This is a genomic window from Proteiniphilum sp. LBM24028 (genome assembly GCF_056629195.1).
This window is the reverse complement of sequence record NZ_CM152817.1, coordinates 1,215,207-1,232,776: the sequence shown is the minus strand read 5'-3', so window position 1 is coordinate 1,232,776 and position 17,570 is coordinate 1,215,207. Positions and strand designations below refer to the sequence as shown.

Annotated in this window: 11 protein-coding genes; all 11 read left to right on the top strand. The window is 39.6% G+C overall.

Annotated elements, in window-relative coordinates; translation table 11 throughout:
• Positions 1 to 6: 6 nt before the first annotated feature.
• The 11 genes from AC1HCU_RS04820 to AC1HCU_RS04770 all read left to right on the top strand — a co-directional run bounded on the left by AC1HCU_RS04820 (position 7) and on the right by AC1HCU_RS04770 (position 16,966).
• Positions 7 to 1,479: a TolC family protein gene (locus tag AC1HCU_RS04820; RefSeq protein ID WP_286880074.1), complete on the top strand. Its 1,473-nt coding sequence runs from the start codon at positions 7 to 9 to the stop codon at positions 1,477 to 1,479.
• A 99-nt stretch (positions 1,480 to 1,578) separates the two neighbouring features.
• A complete protein-coding gene (locus tag AC1HCU_RS04815) occupies positions 1,579 to 2,829 on the top strand; it encodes an efflux RND transporter periplasmic adaptor subunit (protein ID WP_480371057.1) in 1,251 nt (416 codons plus the stop codon).
• A 29-nt stretch (positions 2,830 to 2,858) separates the two neighbouring features.
• Positions 2,859 to 3,533 carry an ABC transporter ATP-binding protein gene (locus AC1HCU_RS04810; RefSeq protein WP_286880070.1) on the top strand — a complete coding sequence of 225 codons (675 nt, stop codon included), beginning with the start codon at positions 2,859 to 2,861 and terminating at the stop codon, positions 3,531 to 3,533.
• Positions 3,534 to 3,559: 26 nt separating this feature from the next.
• The gene (locus AC1HCU_RS04805) at positions 3,560 to 5,899 is read left to right on the top strand and encodes an ABC transporter permease (protein ID WP_480369716.1); all 2,340 of its coding nucleotides are present in this window, start codon (positions 3,560 to 3,562) and stop codon (positions 5,897 to 5,899) included.
• A 12-nt stretch (positions 5,900 to 5,911) separates the two neighbouring features.
• Positions 5,912 to 8,326, top strand: coding sequence for an ABC transporter permease (locus AC1HCU_RS04800; RefSeq protein WP_480369713.1), 2,415 nt, complete (start codon positions 5,912 to 5,914; stop codon positions 8,324 to 8,326).
• Positions 8,327 to 8,369: 43 nt separating this feature from the next.
• Positions 8,370 to 9,554: a TlpA disulfide reductase family protein gene (locus tag AC1HCU_RS04795; protein WP_286879797.1), complete on the top strand. Its 1,185-nt coding sequence runs from the start codon at positions 8,370 to 8,372 to the stop codon at positions 9,552 to 9,554.
• Between the two features lie 53 nt (positions 9,555 to 9,607).
• Positions 9,608 to 10,825 carry a peroxiredoxin family protein gene (locus AC1HCU_RS04790; RefSeq protein ID WP_286879796.1) on the top strand — a complete coding sequence of 406 codons (1,218 nt, stop codon included), beginning with the start codon at positions 9,608 to 9,610 and terminating at the stop codon, positions 10,823 to 10,825.
• Positions 10,826 to 10,841: 16 nt separating this feature from the next.
• The gene (locus AC1HCU_RS04785) at positions 10,842 to 12,923 is read left to right on the top strand and encodes a TlpA family protein disulfide reductase (RefSeq protein WP_480369709.1); all 2,082 of its coding nucleotides are present in this window, start codon (positions 10,842 to 10,844) and stop codon (positions 12,921 to 12,923) included.
• Positions 12,924 to 12,999: 76 nt separating this feature from the next.
• Positions 13,000 to 15,417, top strand: coding sequence for an ABC transporter permease (locus tag AC1HCU_RS04780; protein WP_480369706.1), 2,418 nt, complete (start codon positions 13,000 to 13,002; stop codon positions 15,415 to 15,417).
• Between the two features lie 56 nt (positions 15,418 to 15,473).
• A complete protein-coding gene (locus tag AC1HCU_RS04775) occupies positions 15,474 to 15,617 on the top strand; it encodes a hypothetical protein (RefSeq protein ID WP_480369703.1) in 144 nt (47 codons plus the stop codon).
• Between the two features lie 41 nt (positions 15,618 to 15,658).
• A complete protein-coding gene (locus AC1HCU_RS04770) occupies positions 15,659 to 16,966 on the top strand; it encodes a TlpA family protein disulfide reductase (RefSeq protein WP_480369700.1) in 1,308 nt (435 codons plus the stop codon).
• The last annotated feature ends 604 nt before the right edge of the window (positions 16,967 to 17,570 follow it).

Here is a 17,570-nt window from a genome sequence, read left to right as displayed (position 1 = left end):
GTAGTAATGAAACATACAATCGTACTTTTCTTTATTTCATTCTTTGTAGGGCAATCCATAGCGCAAGACACGCTTCGTCTGAGCCTGGACGAGGCGGTCGCGCTTGCCCGTGAACAATCGCCACAGGCTGTAGCGGCACGTCACCAATACCGTGCATCTTATTGGAACTGGCGATCACACAAAGCCAACTATTTGCCCAGCCTCACCTTCAATAGCTACTCCACGCTAAACCGTTCCATCAGCTCCGTCACCCTGCCCGACGGAAGCGATAGCTTCGTTCATCGCAATCAGCTGCTCAATGACGGTGCACTGACCATCAATCAAAACATCCCGCTCCTGGGGGGTAGTATCTATATGAAAACAGGACTACAACGGCTCAATATATTTACAGACAACACCCTGTCATACAAATCGACTCCGGTGGTAATTGGTTATTCACAAAACCTATTGGGATATAATTCCCTTAAATGGAATAAAAAAATTGAACCGATTCGCTATTCACGGGCACAAAAAGCCTATGCCGAAACCCGGGAACTCGTGGCAGCCACGGCAGCCATGAAGTTTCATCAGCTAGCCCTGGCACAAAACAGCTGGCAATCGGCAGCCTATAACTATGCGGCGGCCGATACACTTTACCGCTATGCAAAAGGTCGTTACGAAATAGGGACCATCACGGAGAACGAGATGCTTCAACTGGAAATAAACTATCTCTCGGAACAATCCAAGATGATGAATGCACGCATCGAAATGGATGATTTGATTCTCGACCTGCGTAGCTTCCTGGGGATAACCGGGAATGTTGAGATCGTTGTGGAAGTAAGCGATCAAATTCCTAACTTCACGGTGTCAGTGGAAGATGCACTAATGTATGCCCATAAAAACAATCCCGATATGGAATATTATTCCCTGCGGGAAATGGAAAGCGAGAGTGCCGTGTCAAGAGCAAAAGCGTCACGCGGGTTAAAAGCTGATCTTTATGCTGAGTTTGGCCTTTCCCAGACCAACAATATGCTGACCGAATCATACCGAAACCCGCTCGATCAGCAGCTGGTGAGCCTGGGTATCCGCATTCCCATTCTCGACTGGGGTGTGGGAAAGGGGCAGGTTGAAGTGGCCAAAAGCAACCTGGAAAAGGTAAAGATTGATCTGGAACAGGCTCGAACCGATTTCGATGCGAACGTGATAAAGACAGTGAAACAATTTAATCTGCAGCGCGAAAAGGTTACGATCGCACAGAAAACTGCCGTCCGCACCATACGTAGAAACAACGTAGCCTATCGTTTATACCTGCTGGGCAAATCCAGCCTCCTCGACCTGAATGCGGCGATAGAAGAAAAGGATCGCTCACAGCAAGCATATATACGTGAGTTACAAAACTATTGGGGTCTCTATTACGGGATACGCAGTATGACAGGCTATGACTTCGAGACAAACAGTCTCATTATCCCGGAAGAAGATCAATTCAATTGGCATGAATGATAATCAACAAAAGAAGAGAGTAATCCTATTTGATACGTTACCCTGAAGATGGACAACAAAGAAAATAATCACTCATTTCACGAGTCGCGCGACTCCTCCATGGACAAGGCGCTTCCCCAAAGGAGCACCTGGCAGAAATACAGATATCATATTCTTGCCGTAGCAGCATTTGTTGGATTTCTTGTATATGTGCTGATTTCGGTTTCAGGAGGCCGCAAACTACGCGTAAATAGCGAAAGAATTCTCATAGCCGATGTGACAGAAGCTCCGTTTCTCGACTACGTTGATGCAGAAGGCATTGTTCAGCCCCTTCTAACCATCAAGCTGAATGCATTGGAATCAGGGACAGTGCTGCAAGTCGTTGCAGAAGAGGGTACCATGCTGAAGCAAGGTGACACCATCATCATCCTTCAAAACCATGAGTTGGCACGTGTCATTGATGAGCAACAGGCAGAATGGGAAACACAACGCATACTTTATCAGGAGAAAAGGCTGGAAATGGAGCAAAAATCCCTACTTTTGAAACAACAAACATTGCAGGCAGAGTATGAGCTGAGTAGATTAGAAAAAGACTATGCGCTGGGAGTGGAAGAATTTAACATGGGCGTGAAAAGCAAGGCACAGTTGGATGTGCAGCAAGAAGAATATACCTATAAAACCCAAAATACCGCCCTGCAGCTGGAAGGACTCCGGCACGATAGTGTGGCTACCCTGTTAAGGCGTGATCTAATGAACAACGATCTGGAAAGAGCCCGTAAAAACACCATGCTTACAAGTAAGCGGATGGATAATCTGGTTGTCAGGGCACCGATAAGTGGTCAGCTGAGTTTTTTGAATGTGACACTTGGACAACAGATCAGGCAATCCGAAAATATTGGAGAAATAAAGGTGATGGACAACTTTAAAATTAACACACAACTCAGTGAATACTATATCGACAGAGTGATGGTGGGACTCCCTGCATCCGTAACCTATCAGGGAAAAAAATATCCGCTCAAAGTATCCAAGGTAGTGCCGGAGGTGAGGGACCGCCAGTTTGGAGTCGATCTTGTATTTACCGATGAAAAACCCGATAACGTGAGAATCGGCAAGAGCTATCGTCTACAGGTGGAGCTCGACCAGCCCGACAGTGCCATCGTAATTCCGCGTGGCGACTTCTTCCAGGTTACCGGCGGACAGTGGATTTATAAAGTAAACAGTTCGGGAGATAAAGCTATCCGCACTCCCATAACCGTTGGTAGGCAAAATCCCGTGCAGTATGAAATTACGAACGGTCTCGAACCGGGCGAAAGGGTAATTACAACAGGTTATGCCAATTTTGGGGAAGCTGAAGAATTGATAATAAGATAATACATATTAATATACACAACACAAGAACTATGATCAAAACATCCAACTTACAGAAAATATTCCGCACAGAGGAGGTAGAAACATGGGCCTTGACTGAGGTCAATATTGAAATTAAAGAAGGTGAATTTGTTGCCGTAATGGGTCCTTCAGGGTGTGGTAAATCTACTCTGCTGAATATCCTGGGACTGTTGGATAACCCTACCTCGGGTGAATATTATTTGAATGGAAAAGAGGTCTCAAGGTTTAAAGAGAATCAGCGAACAAACCTCCGTAAAGGAGTAATAGGATTCGTATTTCAGAGTTTTAACCTGATAGAGGAACTCAACGTCTATGAAAACATCGAACTGCCCCTACTCTACATGAAAATGGCGGCATCAGAACGTAAGAAACGTGTAAAAGAGGCGATGGACAGAATGGCCATATCACATCGTGAAAAGCACTTTCCTCAGCAGTTATCCGGTGGACAGCAACAACGCGTAGCCATTGCCCGTGCCGTAGTAGCCAATCCCGATCTAATTCTTGCCGATGAGCCCACCGGTAATCTGGATAGTAAAAATGGCGCGGAGGTGATGAATCTGCTCACAGACCTAAATCGTGAAGGAACTACAATCGTGATGGTAACACACAGCATGCACGATGCCGGTTATGCCGGAAGGATAATCAATTTATTCGACGGAAGAGTTGTGCCGGAAGTAGTCCTCTAATCGATCGTCCTTTATATAACACATTCATGCTCATACACTATCTCAAAATAGCCTGGAGGAACCTCCTGAAATACAAAACCCAAAGCATCATTAGTGTTTTGGGGCTGGCCCTTGGATTCACTGCGTTTGCATTTACCATGTCGTGGATACGTTTTGAGCGAGGGTATGATAAACATAATCCGGATGCTGACAGAATTTATAAAGTATTTCAAATTAACGATGAAAACGAATCGGGTGTACAGTATATGTTGCCTACCCCGTTAAAAAGGTTATTGGAAGGATTTCCGGAAATTGAAGCAGTTACAGCTATCAGTCTTTCAAAAGGTGAGTATCGGAAAGATGGAAATATATTGATTAATGATGGAAATATAATGCTGGCCGATACATCATTCTTTAAAGTCTTTTATCCAGATATAAAGATTGATTATCCAGCAGATGTATCCGATGGACCAGTTATTCTTTCAGAAAGGGGAGCAAAGTACTTAGGTGTAGAGAGAGATAATGTTGGTCAATACTTAGACTCATTGGGATTTAATATTTTAGATATAGTATCCGGCTTACCGTCCACGCAAACAAACGTACCTTTCGATATAATGACAATAAGACCTCTTTTTGAAGATCATGATTGTCCATGGTGCTATTTTTCCAATATCATGTATGTTCGTTTACACGAAAATGTGAATGTCGAATTACTCTCTGATAAATTGGATTCAATTGATATCGAGGATTCCATGCAAGGAGTTATGTCATTCATCCTTGTTCCCCTTAGAGAAACTCATTACACATACCCTGAGAATAAAGCAAACATTAAATACACACATCTTCAAATTTTCATAACAGTCTCATTTTTAGTGATTCTATGTGCACTGGTTAATTATTTGATGTTATTTGTCAATAACCTCAGAATAAGAGGTCGGGAATTGTCATTAAGAAAAATAAATGGAGCATCAAACGGTAATCTGGTACAACTTTTTATAATAGAGATCGGATTTATCATATTGCTGTCACTATTCATAAGTGCTGTTTTAATAGAACTACTTTATTCATCTTTCCTAAAATTATCCGAAATTGATGTCCCCAAATCATTTTTTATAAAAGAAATGACTTTGTATGGATTTCTCATACTCCTTTTCTCATTGCTAATATCGCTAATGTCTATTTATTTATTGAATTGGAAAAAAATATCGAAGAGAGTAAATCATAACTTCACACAGATAAGTCTGTTCACACAACTCTCAGTAGGTATGCTATTATGTTTTTGTACTTCCATATTTTTACATCAATACAAAACTTTGAATAATAGTGATATTGGAATCAATCGATTCAATATAAACACTTTTCAGAGTAATGTCTGGCTCACCAAAGATGAAGTAGCAAAGATATCAGGAGTTGAAGATGCCGTATTTTTCAGCGGTCAGTTCTTGCCGCGCACATCAACTTCTTCATTCCAACATATAACAGAGTCAGGCAAGAAAATTGATACCGACCTGGTTAAATTCCATGAACCTGAATTCGTTGATTTCTTTGATTTTCAGATTATAGAAGGAAGAAACTTGCAATATGGAGAAAAGAGTGCATGCCTGATTAATGAAACTGCTGTAAAGGAGTTTGAATTAAAAAGTCCACTTGGAGAAAAGATAAATAACTTTACAGTTGTCGGTGTGATGAGAGATATCCATATCAATCCACCATCTATGCCTGTTGTGCCTTCAGTTTATGCACTCAGAGATAATATGGAAACACTTGGCACTATTAAAAATCCCATAACCGGCAACTACGACATAAAAACAGGGCCTGTACCTTCGTCAGAAGCGGAAAGCATCTCCACAAGCTTCAACTATTTTGCATATAAGTATATAGACGGTTTCAGGGAATCAACAGAGAAGGAGATAACAGATCTGGTAACAGATCAAGGAGGAAGAATTATCAGAATGCATAATATGGAGGAGTGTTATGCCGAATACACAAAGTCAGAAAGATATCTACTTACACTTTTAACAGTAATGACAAGTGTCGCCATACTCATCGCCGTTTTCGGCATTTATTCCATGGTCACTCTTGCCTGCAATAAACGAAGAAAGGAAATTGCCATCCGCAAAGCGAATGGGGCAAGCATCAAAGAGATCTTTATGCTCTTCTTTAAACAATATCTCTGGATTACTATTGCTGCATCGGCAGTGGCATTCCCTGTTGGTGTGTATGTTATGAAGCGATGGCTCGAGCAGTATACCCGACGAGTATCCCTGGAATGGTGGCTCTTTATAGGGATGTTTGCACTTGTATTGCTTATCGTGATTACAAGTATGATTTTTAGAGTTGTAAAAGCTGCTAAGGAGAATCCGGCAGTGGTGGTTAAATCGGAATAAAACTTTAAATAAATGTTCAAGCACTATCTCAAAATAGCCTGGAGGAACCTCCTGAAATACAGAATACAAAGTATTATTAGTGTTTTGGGGTTAACTATAGGAATCGTTTTCTTTACTTATGGGTTTCATTGGTATAAATATGAAACTACTTATGATAGCTTTTATCCCGATTCGGATAGAATATATCATTTATACGGTACGCTGAAAAGCACAGGAAAGCAAATCGAACGTGGACACTTACCCTACATAGCGGCTGAGAAACTGTCTCAAACATTTCCTGAAATAGAGTCTGTTGCAGTATTATATCCTAACTATGGATCTGCTTTTAAACATGGCGAGCGTGATTTAGGATATCCTTTATTAGAATTTGTAGATGAACGATTCTTACAAATGTTTCCTCCCAAAGTAGTAACCGGTCTGGTAAACGAAAACTCTCTATTCAATAAAAATGAAATAATTGTCACAGAATCTTTTGCACGAGAATACTTGGGAACACCTGAGGATGCAATAGGAGAAACTTTGATTTCCGGGTACAATGATTCGTATGTTGTACAAGCTGTGATTGCCGATCCACCGGCTAATTCTTTTTTTCAGAAAAGAGGTTACGTTCCGGATACCCATGCCAGATCATTTTTAGCCAATGCTGATGAAGAAACTCAATGGAGAGATTTTCACGATACTCGTATTTATATAAAGTTAGAAAAAAATGTTGATTTGGGTGATTTTCGAGACAAGCTCTACACGTTTGCCATGGATAACGAATATAATGAAGATCTGTTTTTAGATTTAAAACCGCTTTCACTAGTACGGTTCTCCATACAGGATTTGCCAGGAAGTAAAATACACTATGATCTGAAATATATTAAAATGTTTATTTTCGTAGGGGTGTTGTTGTTATTTGTTGCATTATTCAACTTTCTGAATACATTTCACAGCAATACGGTAGCCCGGTTCAAAGAAATCAACTTAAGGAGAGTGACTGGAGCGACAATCGGTAATATTTACCGACAACTATTTATAGAAATATCTCTTATTATTGTTATAGTGGGAATGTTATCTTTCTGCAGTATTGAGATTACATCGGGACTTTTTTCACGTATATTCGGAACGATTGTATCTTCATGCTCAATTAATAAAGTTTTGGCTATCACCATCTTGTTTACTGCTATATTCTTGTTTTTCATGACCTTTATTATTCTTTTCAGATCTATAAAAAGATCATCTTTTAAGAATAACCACACGGAAAAGAACAGTATTACAACAGGTAAAACTACATTGTTATTACAACTTCTAATCAGCTTGTTTGCCATAATGAGTGCTTTTGTTACATGGAAACAGGTAGATTTTATGAATAATATGGATTGGGGATTTGATACCAAAAATCTGCTACAGGTTAAAATGAAAGTAAGAGATAGGGGTCCACTTATGGAGGAAATCAAGAAACTTCCGATGGTAGATGATATAATAAGCTCAAACTTCTTTACAGTATATGAAAACACAGATCAGTTAGGACCAACTAGTGTATCAGGTGTTGAATGGGAAAATAAACCGATGGATCTTAATCCGCTTTTCCAGACGGTTGAGGTGGGAGAGAATTTTTTTGATAAAATGAAGTTGAAAATAATTATTGGAAGAGGTTTTATAAATGAAGATTTCACGCGTGGCTATCAAGCTGACAAGGTCGTGATTAATAAGAGCGCTCAGAAGGTAATGGAAATGGATGATCCTATAGGCCAAACTATTACTGTTCCTGCCAACTGGTTTACTTCTGAGGGTAGAGGAAAAGAGAGTTTCGAAATTGTGGGAGTGGTTGATGAATTTCATACAGTAGGTTTGCAAAGTGAAATACCTCCTCTAATTATCAAAGGAGCTAGATATGATATCGGCTATTTAAATTATGTTCGTGTATTACCGGGGATGGAAGAAGAAGCCATTAAAGCAATAAATAATCTTATTCCGAATTTCCACCCTGATGATATAAACGAAAATTTAGTATCGTCTATGAATCAGATATTAAGCGAATTAAGTAGTACCGAAAAGAATCAATTGAAATTGTTTACCACGTTGGCTATCCTATGCATCTTAATTACCGTTTTCGGTATCTATTCGGTGTCGCAGCGCGAGACCCGAAGAAGGCGTAAAGAGATTGCCATCCGTAAAACAGCAGGTGCCGAATCGAAAGAAATAATGAGTATGTTTCTTCGTGATTACCTTACTCTAACTCTTGTCTCCGCTTTAATTGCACTTCCCTTGTCATGGCTATTTATGGAGCAATGGTTGCGGAACTTTGCCTATAGGATCGGCATCTCCTGGTGGATGTTTGCAGTGGTGTTTCTGGTTGTAGCAGCAATCGTTATTCTCACTATAATAACACAGGTAATTCGGGCAGCCAATCAAAACCCGGCAGAAGTGGTGAAATCTGAATAAACTATATTTTTAAGTTTGTGAATCTTCATTTAAAAAGAATAAGATGAAATCAATTGATTGTTTACTATGTATTTTGCTGACATCTCTTTCATTTAATGCTTACAGTCAGTCAAACAATACCTTTAAAATTACAGGTAACATTGCCGGAGTACCGGATGGGGGAATTATTCTACTCAATAAGGTAGAAGGATCGGTTGGAATCACTTTTATGCGAGATACCATCTATAACGGGACATTTTTGTTGGAGGGTGTAGTCGATTCATTGGAAGAAGTCAGTTTAATCGCGTTTGGTGAAAAATATCCCATGAAATCTATTAAGATATGGATTGCACCGGGTTCACAAACTAAAATATCGGGTAAAGGGCATTATCTTAGTACGTGGGATGTAGATGGCAATTTAAAAGAACAACAGGAGGAAGAGTTGTATCGGAATGTTTTAAAGGAATCGGGAGCAGAGTCTGATTCTCTTTTTGTACTTTATTATTATAATATAAGTAAGGGTAGAAGTACTGTCGATGAAAGTGAAAAACAAGCATTCAGATCCGAAGGACAAAGACTCAATAAAGAATTTCAAAGTTTATCTTTTATAGAACATCGTAAAATCTTTGAAATCATGTTATCTCAGCCAATTACGGAAAGCTGGATAAGTCGTCTGGCTGTTTATGCCCAATCAGCATCCACATCCTCAATAATTTCCAATTACCCGGAAGAAAATTGGAGCCAGCTACAAAACCTATATAATAAAATGAGTGATAAACAAAAACAAAGCAGAAAGGGTAAACTAATTTATCGCTATATTTTTCCATTTGAAGTAATAAAACCGGGTGATAAAATGGCATCTGCAGAACTGTTCGATCCGGAAGGCATTCCTCACAAAATCGCAGAGGAGTATAAAGGAAAGTACATTCTGATCGATTTCTGGAGTATCGGCTGCAGGCCCTGTATTGAGGCTTTTCCTGAAATGAAGGAGTTGTATAAGGAGAAAGAAGAACGGCTCACCATTGTCAGCATAACTGTTGATACATATGAAATTTGGGAAGAGGGATTGAAAAAGCACCAATTGCCATGGGTAAACCTGACAGATCATTTAGGTATGGAGGGTTATCCAAGTTTTTACGGTGTTTATGGGATTCCTTTTTATGTACTTATTTCTCCCGATGGCATCGTGCAAGAGATGTGGTCTGGTTATGGTAAAGGTTCTTTAAAAGAGAAATTGAAAGATATTTAGTGAAAAATTACATCTCATGCAAAAAGTATCTGCTTTGTACAAATCGAATAATTATGAAAGCAAAAACATTTTTACTCCTATTCGTTCTTGCGAACGCGTTTATTTTCTGTTCACAAACTAACAAAGATAATTATCTTGAAACGGTATTGAATAATCTTGAGAAAATTGAATCAGCTACTTATCAAATAGAACAATTAGCATGGAATCCTTATGATGATGATCCGGTATATGATTTTTGTTACTATGTATATGAATACCATAATCCTGTTGATACAACCATAGGTGCCAGTTTTGTTAGTTTGAAAGCGGACGACACAACTCTTTTTAGTGCTTACGATGGAAATGTCAGAATAGTAGTTTGGGATGAATCAAAAACTTTAGGAATTGATAATTTTAGTGTCAATAGATTTAATTTGCCATTCCGCCTTGTTTCTCCTCCATTTTACAATTATACCAAGAATATTATTAAATATATTTTGACTACTTCGGACAGCATAACAGTCGATAAACTGGAAAATGACAACTACTGGCATGTAAAACTAACCATTCATGAAGATCGACAAGTTGAATTTTTCGGTAAAGCATATAAAATTCCAGATGCTCCAATGTTTGGTGAGGATCCTACATCCATTTACGAAATCTGGATTGATAAAAAAACAAATCTCCCGTATAAATTTCGTCGAGAAATGTCACATAACATAACCGAAAGCATTGTATCCAATCCAGAATTTAACAAAATGAAAATCGAAGATTTTCACGTTTCCGACTATTTCCCTTCTGATTATAAAATTTTATCCTATAATGATGCATTGGAAAATAGAAATAATCGAAAGAGTAACGAACTGGAGGGTAGAATTGCACCTGATTTTGAACTCATTGATACCCAAGATGATAAGGTTTCTTTACAAGATATGAAAAGCAAAGCAATACTTCTGCAGTTTACAGGAATCGGGTGTGGTCCTTGTTATGCGTCTATACCGTTCATGGAAAAAATATCAAAAGAATATCCGGAAGATCTACTAACTGTAGCAAGCATTGAAACATGGAGTGGAAAAATTCAAACATTACAGAACTATAAGAAAAAAAATCAATTTACATATCTATTTTTAAAATCAGAGGATAGTATTACTCAGGCATATAATGCCATGGGGGTACCCCAATTTTTTATCTTAAATGAAAAACGTGTAATCACGAAAGTTTTTGAAGGTTATGCAGAAAACACAACAGATAACGAAATAAGAAAAGAGATTGATGGACTTCTTAATAAATAATTAAAATCAGACCAAAATGAAAACCAGACATTTATTGTTGATCACGCTACTTATACTGGCAGCAACAAGTATAAAGGCACAAACAAAAACTGTGGAATTACCCGGGGCCTCGTTTTCCAATACCCGAATCGTTGAAATCGGAAAGGTGGTACTGACCGACACGGCTACGGTGCTCAATGTGGAGGCATTCTTCAGACCCGGCTACTGGATTAAAATTGTATCGGACAGCTACCTGCAGGCCGATGGAAAGAAATACATGATCCGGAGCGGAGAAGGAATTGAGCTGGACTCGCTATTTTGGATGCCTAAATCGGGGAAGGCGTCGTTCACACTCACATTCGACCCACTACCAATGGATACGGAATCGTTCGATTTTATTGAAAGCGACTGCAAAGATTGTTTCAAGATATGGGGTATTAACCTGAGCAACCAATATTCAGTTTTAACAGAGATTCCGGAAGAGTATTTGCAAGCACATCAGTCGGAAGAGGATTTTGAGATAAAATGGAGCAAGGGTGATGCAACAGTAAGTGGCACAATCGCGGAGTACTTGCCGGGAACGCTTAATTGGGAGTTGGTTTACACAAATCCTATCACAGGGAATGAGAACAAAGTTCCGGTAGAGGTCGATGACAATGGCGCATTCAGTACCCTGATCACCGTATATAGTCCGACAAACCTGTTTCTTTCTTCACAGGCTGCATACATTCCCATAAAAGTAGCGCCGGGGAAAGAATCCAAAATATTTGTCAATCTGCCTGAAATATATCGTGAAAGCAGTAGATTACTTCAGGATAAACGTTCTTCCGGAGAAAAGTATTACTATGCCGGTTATCTTGCAAAACTGAACAAAGACTTGGCAAATAAAGAGATCTCGTTCGCAAAGCTTCAGCAAGATTATATTGACACGACCCTACAAATGAGCGTGAACGAATACAAAGATTTTATGATGGGGAAATACCGTGAAAGTATTTCACACAACAATACGCTCGATATCTGCCCCCTTGCAAGGAATATAGCAAATGCCACAGAAACATTCCTGTTGACCAACAAGCTTACTTATGCTGAGAGTGAATGGTTGCAGGCATACGCAATTAAAAATAAAACCAGTTGGGAAGAAGCGCAAAAAGCATATGTCGCAGAAAAAAGAGAAAATGATTACAACGATTATTACCGCCTTTTACCTTACGATGAAATGTATCTGCTGCTGCTCCCAAACATCTCCCAGTATGTACGCAGTATAAGTTACGCACGGGAAGATGTCGGCGATCCATATATTGTTATTCGTATGTTGATTCAGCATAAAGACGTGGAGGAGGCCGACAGAGAGGTTTTCAGCAGGTATCTTTCACAACTGGAAAAGGGTGAAAAAATGGAAGATAGCAACGCCACCGGATTGTTGTCGGGAAAATATAAATCATTATCGGATGAGATTGCACAATCTCAATTTGGAGAAGGGTATTTATCTCGGATGTGGAGAACCGATACGGCATTATTACTCGATTTGATAAAAGCGCAAAAGTTAGGCACCTCCATACAGGATTTTAATCCTTTAACCGACGAGCAGAAAGGCAAACTTTCCACATATCCGAAGATCGTGAAACAGATAATCCTGGAAGAGAACGAGATGCTCCTTGCTAAAATAGAGGAGAATAAAAAGAAAACCGGCTTCACGGTACTGAATACGCCCACAAACGCAGATGAGGAACTCTTTGTGGAGATGCTGAAGCCTTTTAAAGGCAAAGTTATCCTGGTGGATGTATGGGCTACTTGGTGCGGACCCTGCCGCTCTGCCAACATTTCCATGGAGCCACTAAAGGTGCAGTTGGCAGATGAAGAGGATTTGGTTTACTTGTATCTGGCAGGTGAAAACTCTCCTGAAAACACCTGGAAGAATATGATTGTTGATTTAAAAGGAGTACACTACAGGGTGAACCAGGCTCAATGGGATTACCTGAGTGAAAGCCTCAACGCAAGAGGAGTGCCCACTTATATTATCATCGACAGGGAAGGAAATCACTCATTCCATTCTGTAGGATTTCCGGGGCCGGATACCATGAAAAGGGAATTGATGAAGGCTCTTGAAAAAGAAATCTGAATATCACCTCATAAGTCAGTTTAAACTATTCAGGGAGAAAGGTCCTGTCCAAAATCATTTCGTAAAATTCAGCAGGATGAAACTACTTAAAACATCACTCCGTGCACTAAATAAGTTTCGGATATACACGTTGGTCAATATACTGGGATTGGCAATCAGTCTGGCATGTGTCATCATCGTTGCCCGGTACGTGCATCAGGAGACAACGGTGAATCATTTTGCGAAAGATATCGACAGGACCTTTATCTCCTCCATAGAATTTCAGAACGGACAACCTTTATTTGCTGCCATAGAGCATGTTGAAAATACATTCAATGAGAATAAGATTATGGAAGACCCTGCCATTGAAATGGCTTCCTATTTTATGGACCTGGAAGATGACAGAATTTCATTTGATGAAAACAGATACATCGTTAATTCAATCGTTGCAGACAGCAATTTCATAAAAATCTTGCCCTACCCTATCCTTTTGGGAACAGCTGAATTCAAGCAACCCAATGATGTGATCATTAAAAAGGAGCTTGCAAAAAAAATGTTCGGTCATGAAAATCCGGTAGGAAAAGTGATCACATACATGCAGGGAGAACCTCTGCAAATTATTGGAGTGATGGGTGAACCATCAACCAAAACATCGTTTAATTTCGATTTACTACTCAACATCGACCTCAAGGAAAACTGGTATAGGTCAGGACAAGAACTTGTTATGCTGTACGATAGATCTGACGCAAAAAAGATAAATCAAAAACAGAGTGAGTTTATTCATATTCGGGCATATAATGAACAGGGCAGATTTCAACTCTATCCTTTCGATGATTTTTATTCTAATCAAACCCATACCCTGTATAAATATGAAAATCCGGTGTTTCTACGAAGTGGTTCGGGAGGCCTGAAAGTGTTGTCTTTGGTAGCAATATTTATCTTGCTGGTCGGAGTCTTCAACTTCATCAATATCTATCAGGTAGTATCCATGCGACGTGGTCGCGAATTTGGGGTTCATAAAATACATGGTGCCAGCCCACTCCATATCTTTGGCCATATCTACATTGAGAATCTGATCATGACAGTCGTAGCCCTGTTTTTCAGCTGGTGGTTCATAGAAATTTTTGAGACATTGCTTGACAATAAGCTGGTATTCAAAGTAATACAAAATATTCAGTATAATATTTTCCTTTCAGTTGCCATTCTATTGCTATTACCTTTCATCACATCAATTTACCCATTTTTACGATACTCCTTCACGCCATCCATCACTTCCTTACAATCTGTTCATATGGGAAGAGGCTCAATGGTATCGCGCAAAATATTTCTATTCCTTCAGTACATGATCACTTTTGGGCTGTTGGTGATATCCCTATTTTTTGTAAAACAATTGCGTTTTATGTTGGGTGCCGATTTGGGATATAATACCGAAAACGTAATGATGTGTACCCTGATGAGCATGCCTCTGCTGGACCTGTCGTCTCCGGAGTCCCTGAGCAGACATGCGCAAACGGTAAGAAACAACGAACAGCTTATCAATCAGAAAATGAACGGGTCTCCCCTGTTTACTGAATGGGCGAAAGGAAAACCACCTTATAGGTCAGAAGCGATTTACCCGGTTAGTCTTGCCGGTAAGGAGGATTACAAACAGGTGTGCGTAGAGTTTACTGATCTCCCCTACATGAATTTCTTCGACTTTCAACTTGTAGAAGGTCGCCTCTGGGACTCCACCGATGTTTTTGAACAGTACAAATGCATTATCAACGAAGCTGCCATGAGGATGTTTCACATAGAAGACATTCATGCAGAACGCCTGCAGTTTCAAAGAAGAATGTGGACAACTTCTAAAACTGAACTTGACATGAGTCTTAATCCCCCCTATGAAATCGTGGGCATAATAAAAGACTTCAATACAGGGCATCTTTCAAAATCCACGTTACCAATGGTTTTTATCTATTATGAGCGGGCAAATCCATTCAGCTTTTTGATGGGACGATACATACCCGGAAAAGAGAAGGAGGCTGCGGCTTATTTAGAAGAGTTGCACAGGGAAATAAATGGCAATGCCGACTTCAAATACAGTTTACTCGAAGAAAATATTGCCAGACTCTACGAAAAGGACAAACGGGTGAGCAATGCATATACCCTATTTACCATGCTGGCAATATTTATCTCCTGTCTGGGCCTGCTTGCCCTTTCCCTGTTCGATATCCAGCAAAGATATCGTGAAATAGCTTTGCGGAAAATAAATGGAGCCACAAGAAAAGATATTATGATCATGTTGTTAAAAAAATATCTACTTCTTCTTTTGGGTTCGTTTTTAATATCTGTTCCCCTATCCTGCCTTGCCATCCATAAATATCTGGAAACTGTTGCCTATAAAACAACGATCTCATGGTGGCTGTTTGCGTTATCCGGGATTGCTGTGACAGGGATTTCGCTGCTGACTCTCACATTGCAGGTGAGAAAGGCAACAAGGATTAATCCTGCGAAAGTGTTCAAGTCGGAAGTGTAAAATTCGTAGTCGATAGAACAAATTCCATTCACCATACTGAAAAATAAAAAAATCGTATGAAGAGCAGACATTTTCTTATTTCCTTCATGCTTGTTGTAGGAATAGCCTGTAATCAGGAAAAAGCAACGAAATATCCTCCCTTTTCCGCTCAGCAGGAAACGGACAGGGGTGAAGCAGCCATGTTGAGGGTAAAATCCTGAACCTGCAGGTCTATCCGCATATAAAGGAGGTAACGCTTACCTTGCCCGACTTTTCTGTTACCGGGGAAGTGCACGTGTCGCCCATAGACTCTTCCGGTGAGTTTCGTTTTACAATTTATCCCATAGTACCGCGCGAGCTTTTTCTCACTCCCATAGAAGATCAACTGATGATTGCACCGGGTGATACGCTCTACATTGAACATGATTTTTCCGATATTACCAATTCTCGGTTTTCGGGCTCGGCAGCCGAGGTAAACCGACAAATCGCACAATTCAGAAACAGATACCTCGGACGTTTTAATTTTTCGTATGATCTCCCCTATTTGGAGTACAAAGAGGCGTGCGATAAACAGTTGGAAGAGACCGTTGAAAAACTGAGCCTCTTCCAGAAAGAATTCAACACGTCGGAATTGTTTAACCGTTGGGCTGAGAAACAAATCAGACTCGATTATTATCATGCATTACTTTTCTTCCCTTTTCAGCATTTCTTGCGAACGAAAGAGGAGTTTACAGAAAGGGAGACCTATTATGCGTTCCTTCCGGAAGTTGAAAAGACAATCGATGAAACGATGATTTTGAGCAGTTATTTTGATGTCATGGAACGATACATCCTAAGGAAGAGAATAGGCGCAGATCCTGTACCCAAAGAGAGCAAGGTAGCCCTCTCAATAACGGAGACATTGAAGCTATTTCAAGAGGTTCCCGATAATCCTTTCTTCTCCCAATTTGCAATTGCTACGCATCTTGGGTTCAGTACCAAGGCAAACAATACGCAGGAAATAGAAGAGAACGAAGAGCAATTGAACCGACTGATCACGCATCCTTTCCTGCGTGCTGCATTGCAAAAGGAATACAACCGAATTAAAGCGTACAAAGCAAATCCAACAATCTATTCCAATACAGTAATGGGGAGAGATCTACTGGAGAGATCCGGTGCTGGAGTACATCCGCAAGATTCATTCAACATTGTCAAACAAATTATTGATGAAAATCCGGGGCAAGTGCTCTATATCGACATCTGGGCTCCATGGTGCGGACCTTGCATCAGACAGATGCCCGACAGCAAAAAACTTTCCGATTATTTTTCCGATCAACCGGTTACTTTTGTCTATTTGAATATCGGCGGCACGGATCTGCAGTGGAAAGAGACCATCAACAAGTATGAACTATCGGGCATCCATCTCTATTTAACAGATAAAGAATGGCAAGATGTAATGAAACGATTCAATGCAAGGGGTATTCCCTATTATCTCCTGTTCAACAAAGAGGGCGTAATGGTAGATTTTGGTCACCACCTGCTTCCTTCCTTACCGGAGACCAGGACTGCTATAGAGAAATTGGTTAAATAATGAAATACCTTCAAAAGCTGCGTCTTATATTCACTTATTACCGGAACTTGATTTGGGTTTCTATTTTTATAGATCTTGCATGCATTTTCATTTTATGGAAGAATGGTATTGACACATATTCAGCCTTATTCTGGTTTAAATTATTCACGTTGGGAGTCTCAGTATATTTTACCAACGAGTACAGGAAAGATGAGTATTTCTACTTTTACAATTTTGGTCTGTCTAAAAAAAGCTCTTTGGATCTCAACTATTATTCTCGATATACTGATATTTTTCGGATTAATGATGTTATCCTACAATCTTAGGGTGATATTCACTATTTACTAATTGCGATAAATAAATCATGAGTCACAAATTAGAGATTAGCAGTATTCTTAAACCTCATATCTTCCAAATAAATGAAAGACGAAAGTGCAGAACATCATGAAATTTACTGCAATGATGGATATAATAAGAAAGAGTGGTGATGAAATTAAAACAGGAGGTGGCGAGAGATCTTGATCAAAAAACTGAAAGGAAATATCAAAGAAAAAATTGAACAACTACTTGATTACTTGAATTTATTTCCTATTTTTACACGGTAAACATTAAAAGAAGAACAACA

What these genes read in the sequence shown, in the direction of transcription:
- AC1HCU_RS04785 (WP_480369709.1), top strand. Translation starts at nt 10,842, where the DNA reads ATGAAAACCAGACATTTATTGTTGATCACGCTACTTATACTGGCAGCA.
- AC1HCU_RS04780 (WP_480369706.1), top strand. Translation starts at nt 13,000, where the DNA reads ATGAAACTACTTAAAACATCACTCCGTGCACTAAATAAGTTTCGGATA.
- AC1HCU_RS04815 (WP_480371057.1), top strand. Translation starts at nt 1,579, where the DNA reads ATGGACAAGGCGCTTCCCCAAAGGAGCACCTGGCAGAAATACAGATAT.
- AC1HCU_RS04800 (WP_480369713.1), top strand. Translation starts at nt 5,912, where the DNA reads ATGTTCAAGCACTATCTCAAAATAGCCTGGAGGAACCTCCTGAAATAC.
- AC1HCU_RS04820 (WP_286880074.1), top strand. Translation starts at nt 7, where the DNA reads ATGAAACATACAATCGTACTTTTCTTTATTTCATTCTTTGTAGGGCAA.
- AC1HCU_RS04795 (WP_286879797.1), top strand. Translation starts at nt 8,370, where the DNA reads ATGAAATCAATTGATTGTTTACTATGTATTTTGCTGACATCTCTTTCA.
- AC1HCU_RS04775 (WP_480369703.1), top strand. Translation starts at nt 15,474, where the DNA reads ATGAAGAGCAGACATTTTCTTATTTCCTTCATGCTTGTTGTAGGAATA.
- AC1HCU_RS04805 (WP_480369716.1), top strand. Translation starts at nt 3,560, where the DNA reads ATGCTCATACACTATCTCAAAATAGCCTGGAGGAACCTCCTGAAATAC.
- AC1HCU_RS04790 (WP_286879796.1), top strand. Translation starts at nt 9,608, where the DNA reads ATGAAAGCAAAAACATTTTTACTCCTATTCGTTCTTGCGAACGCGTTT.
- AC1HCU_RS04810 (WP_286880070.1), top strand. Translation starts at nt 2,859, where the DNA reads ATGATCAAAACATCCAACTTACAGAAAATATTCCGCACAGAGGAGGTA.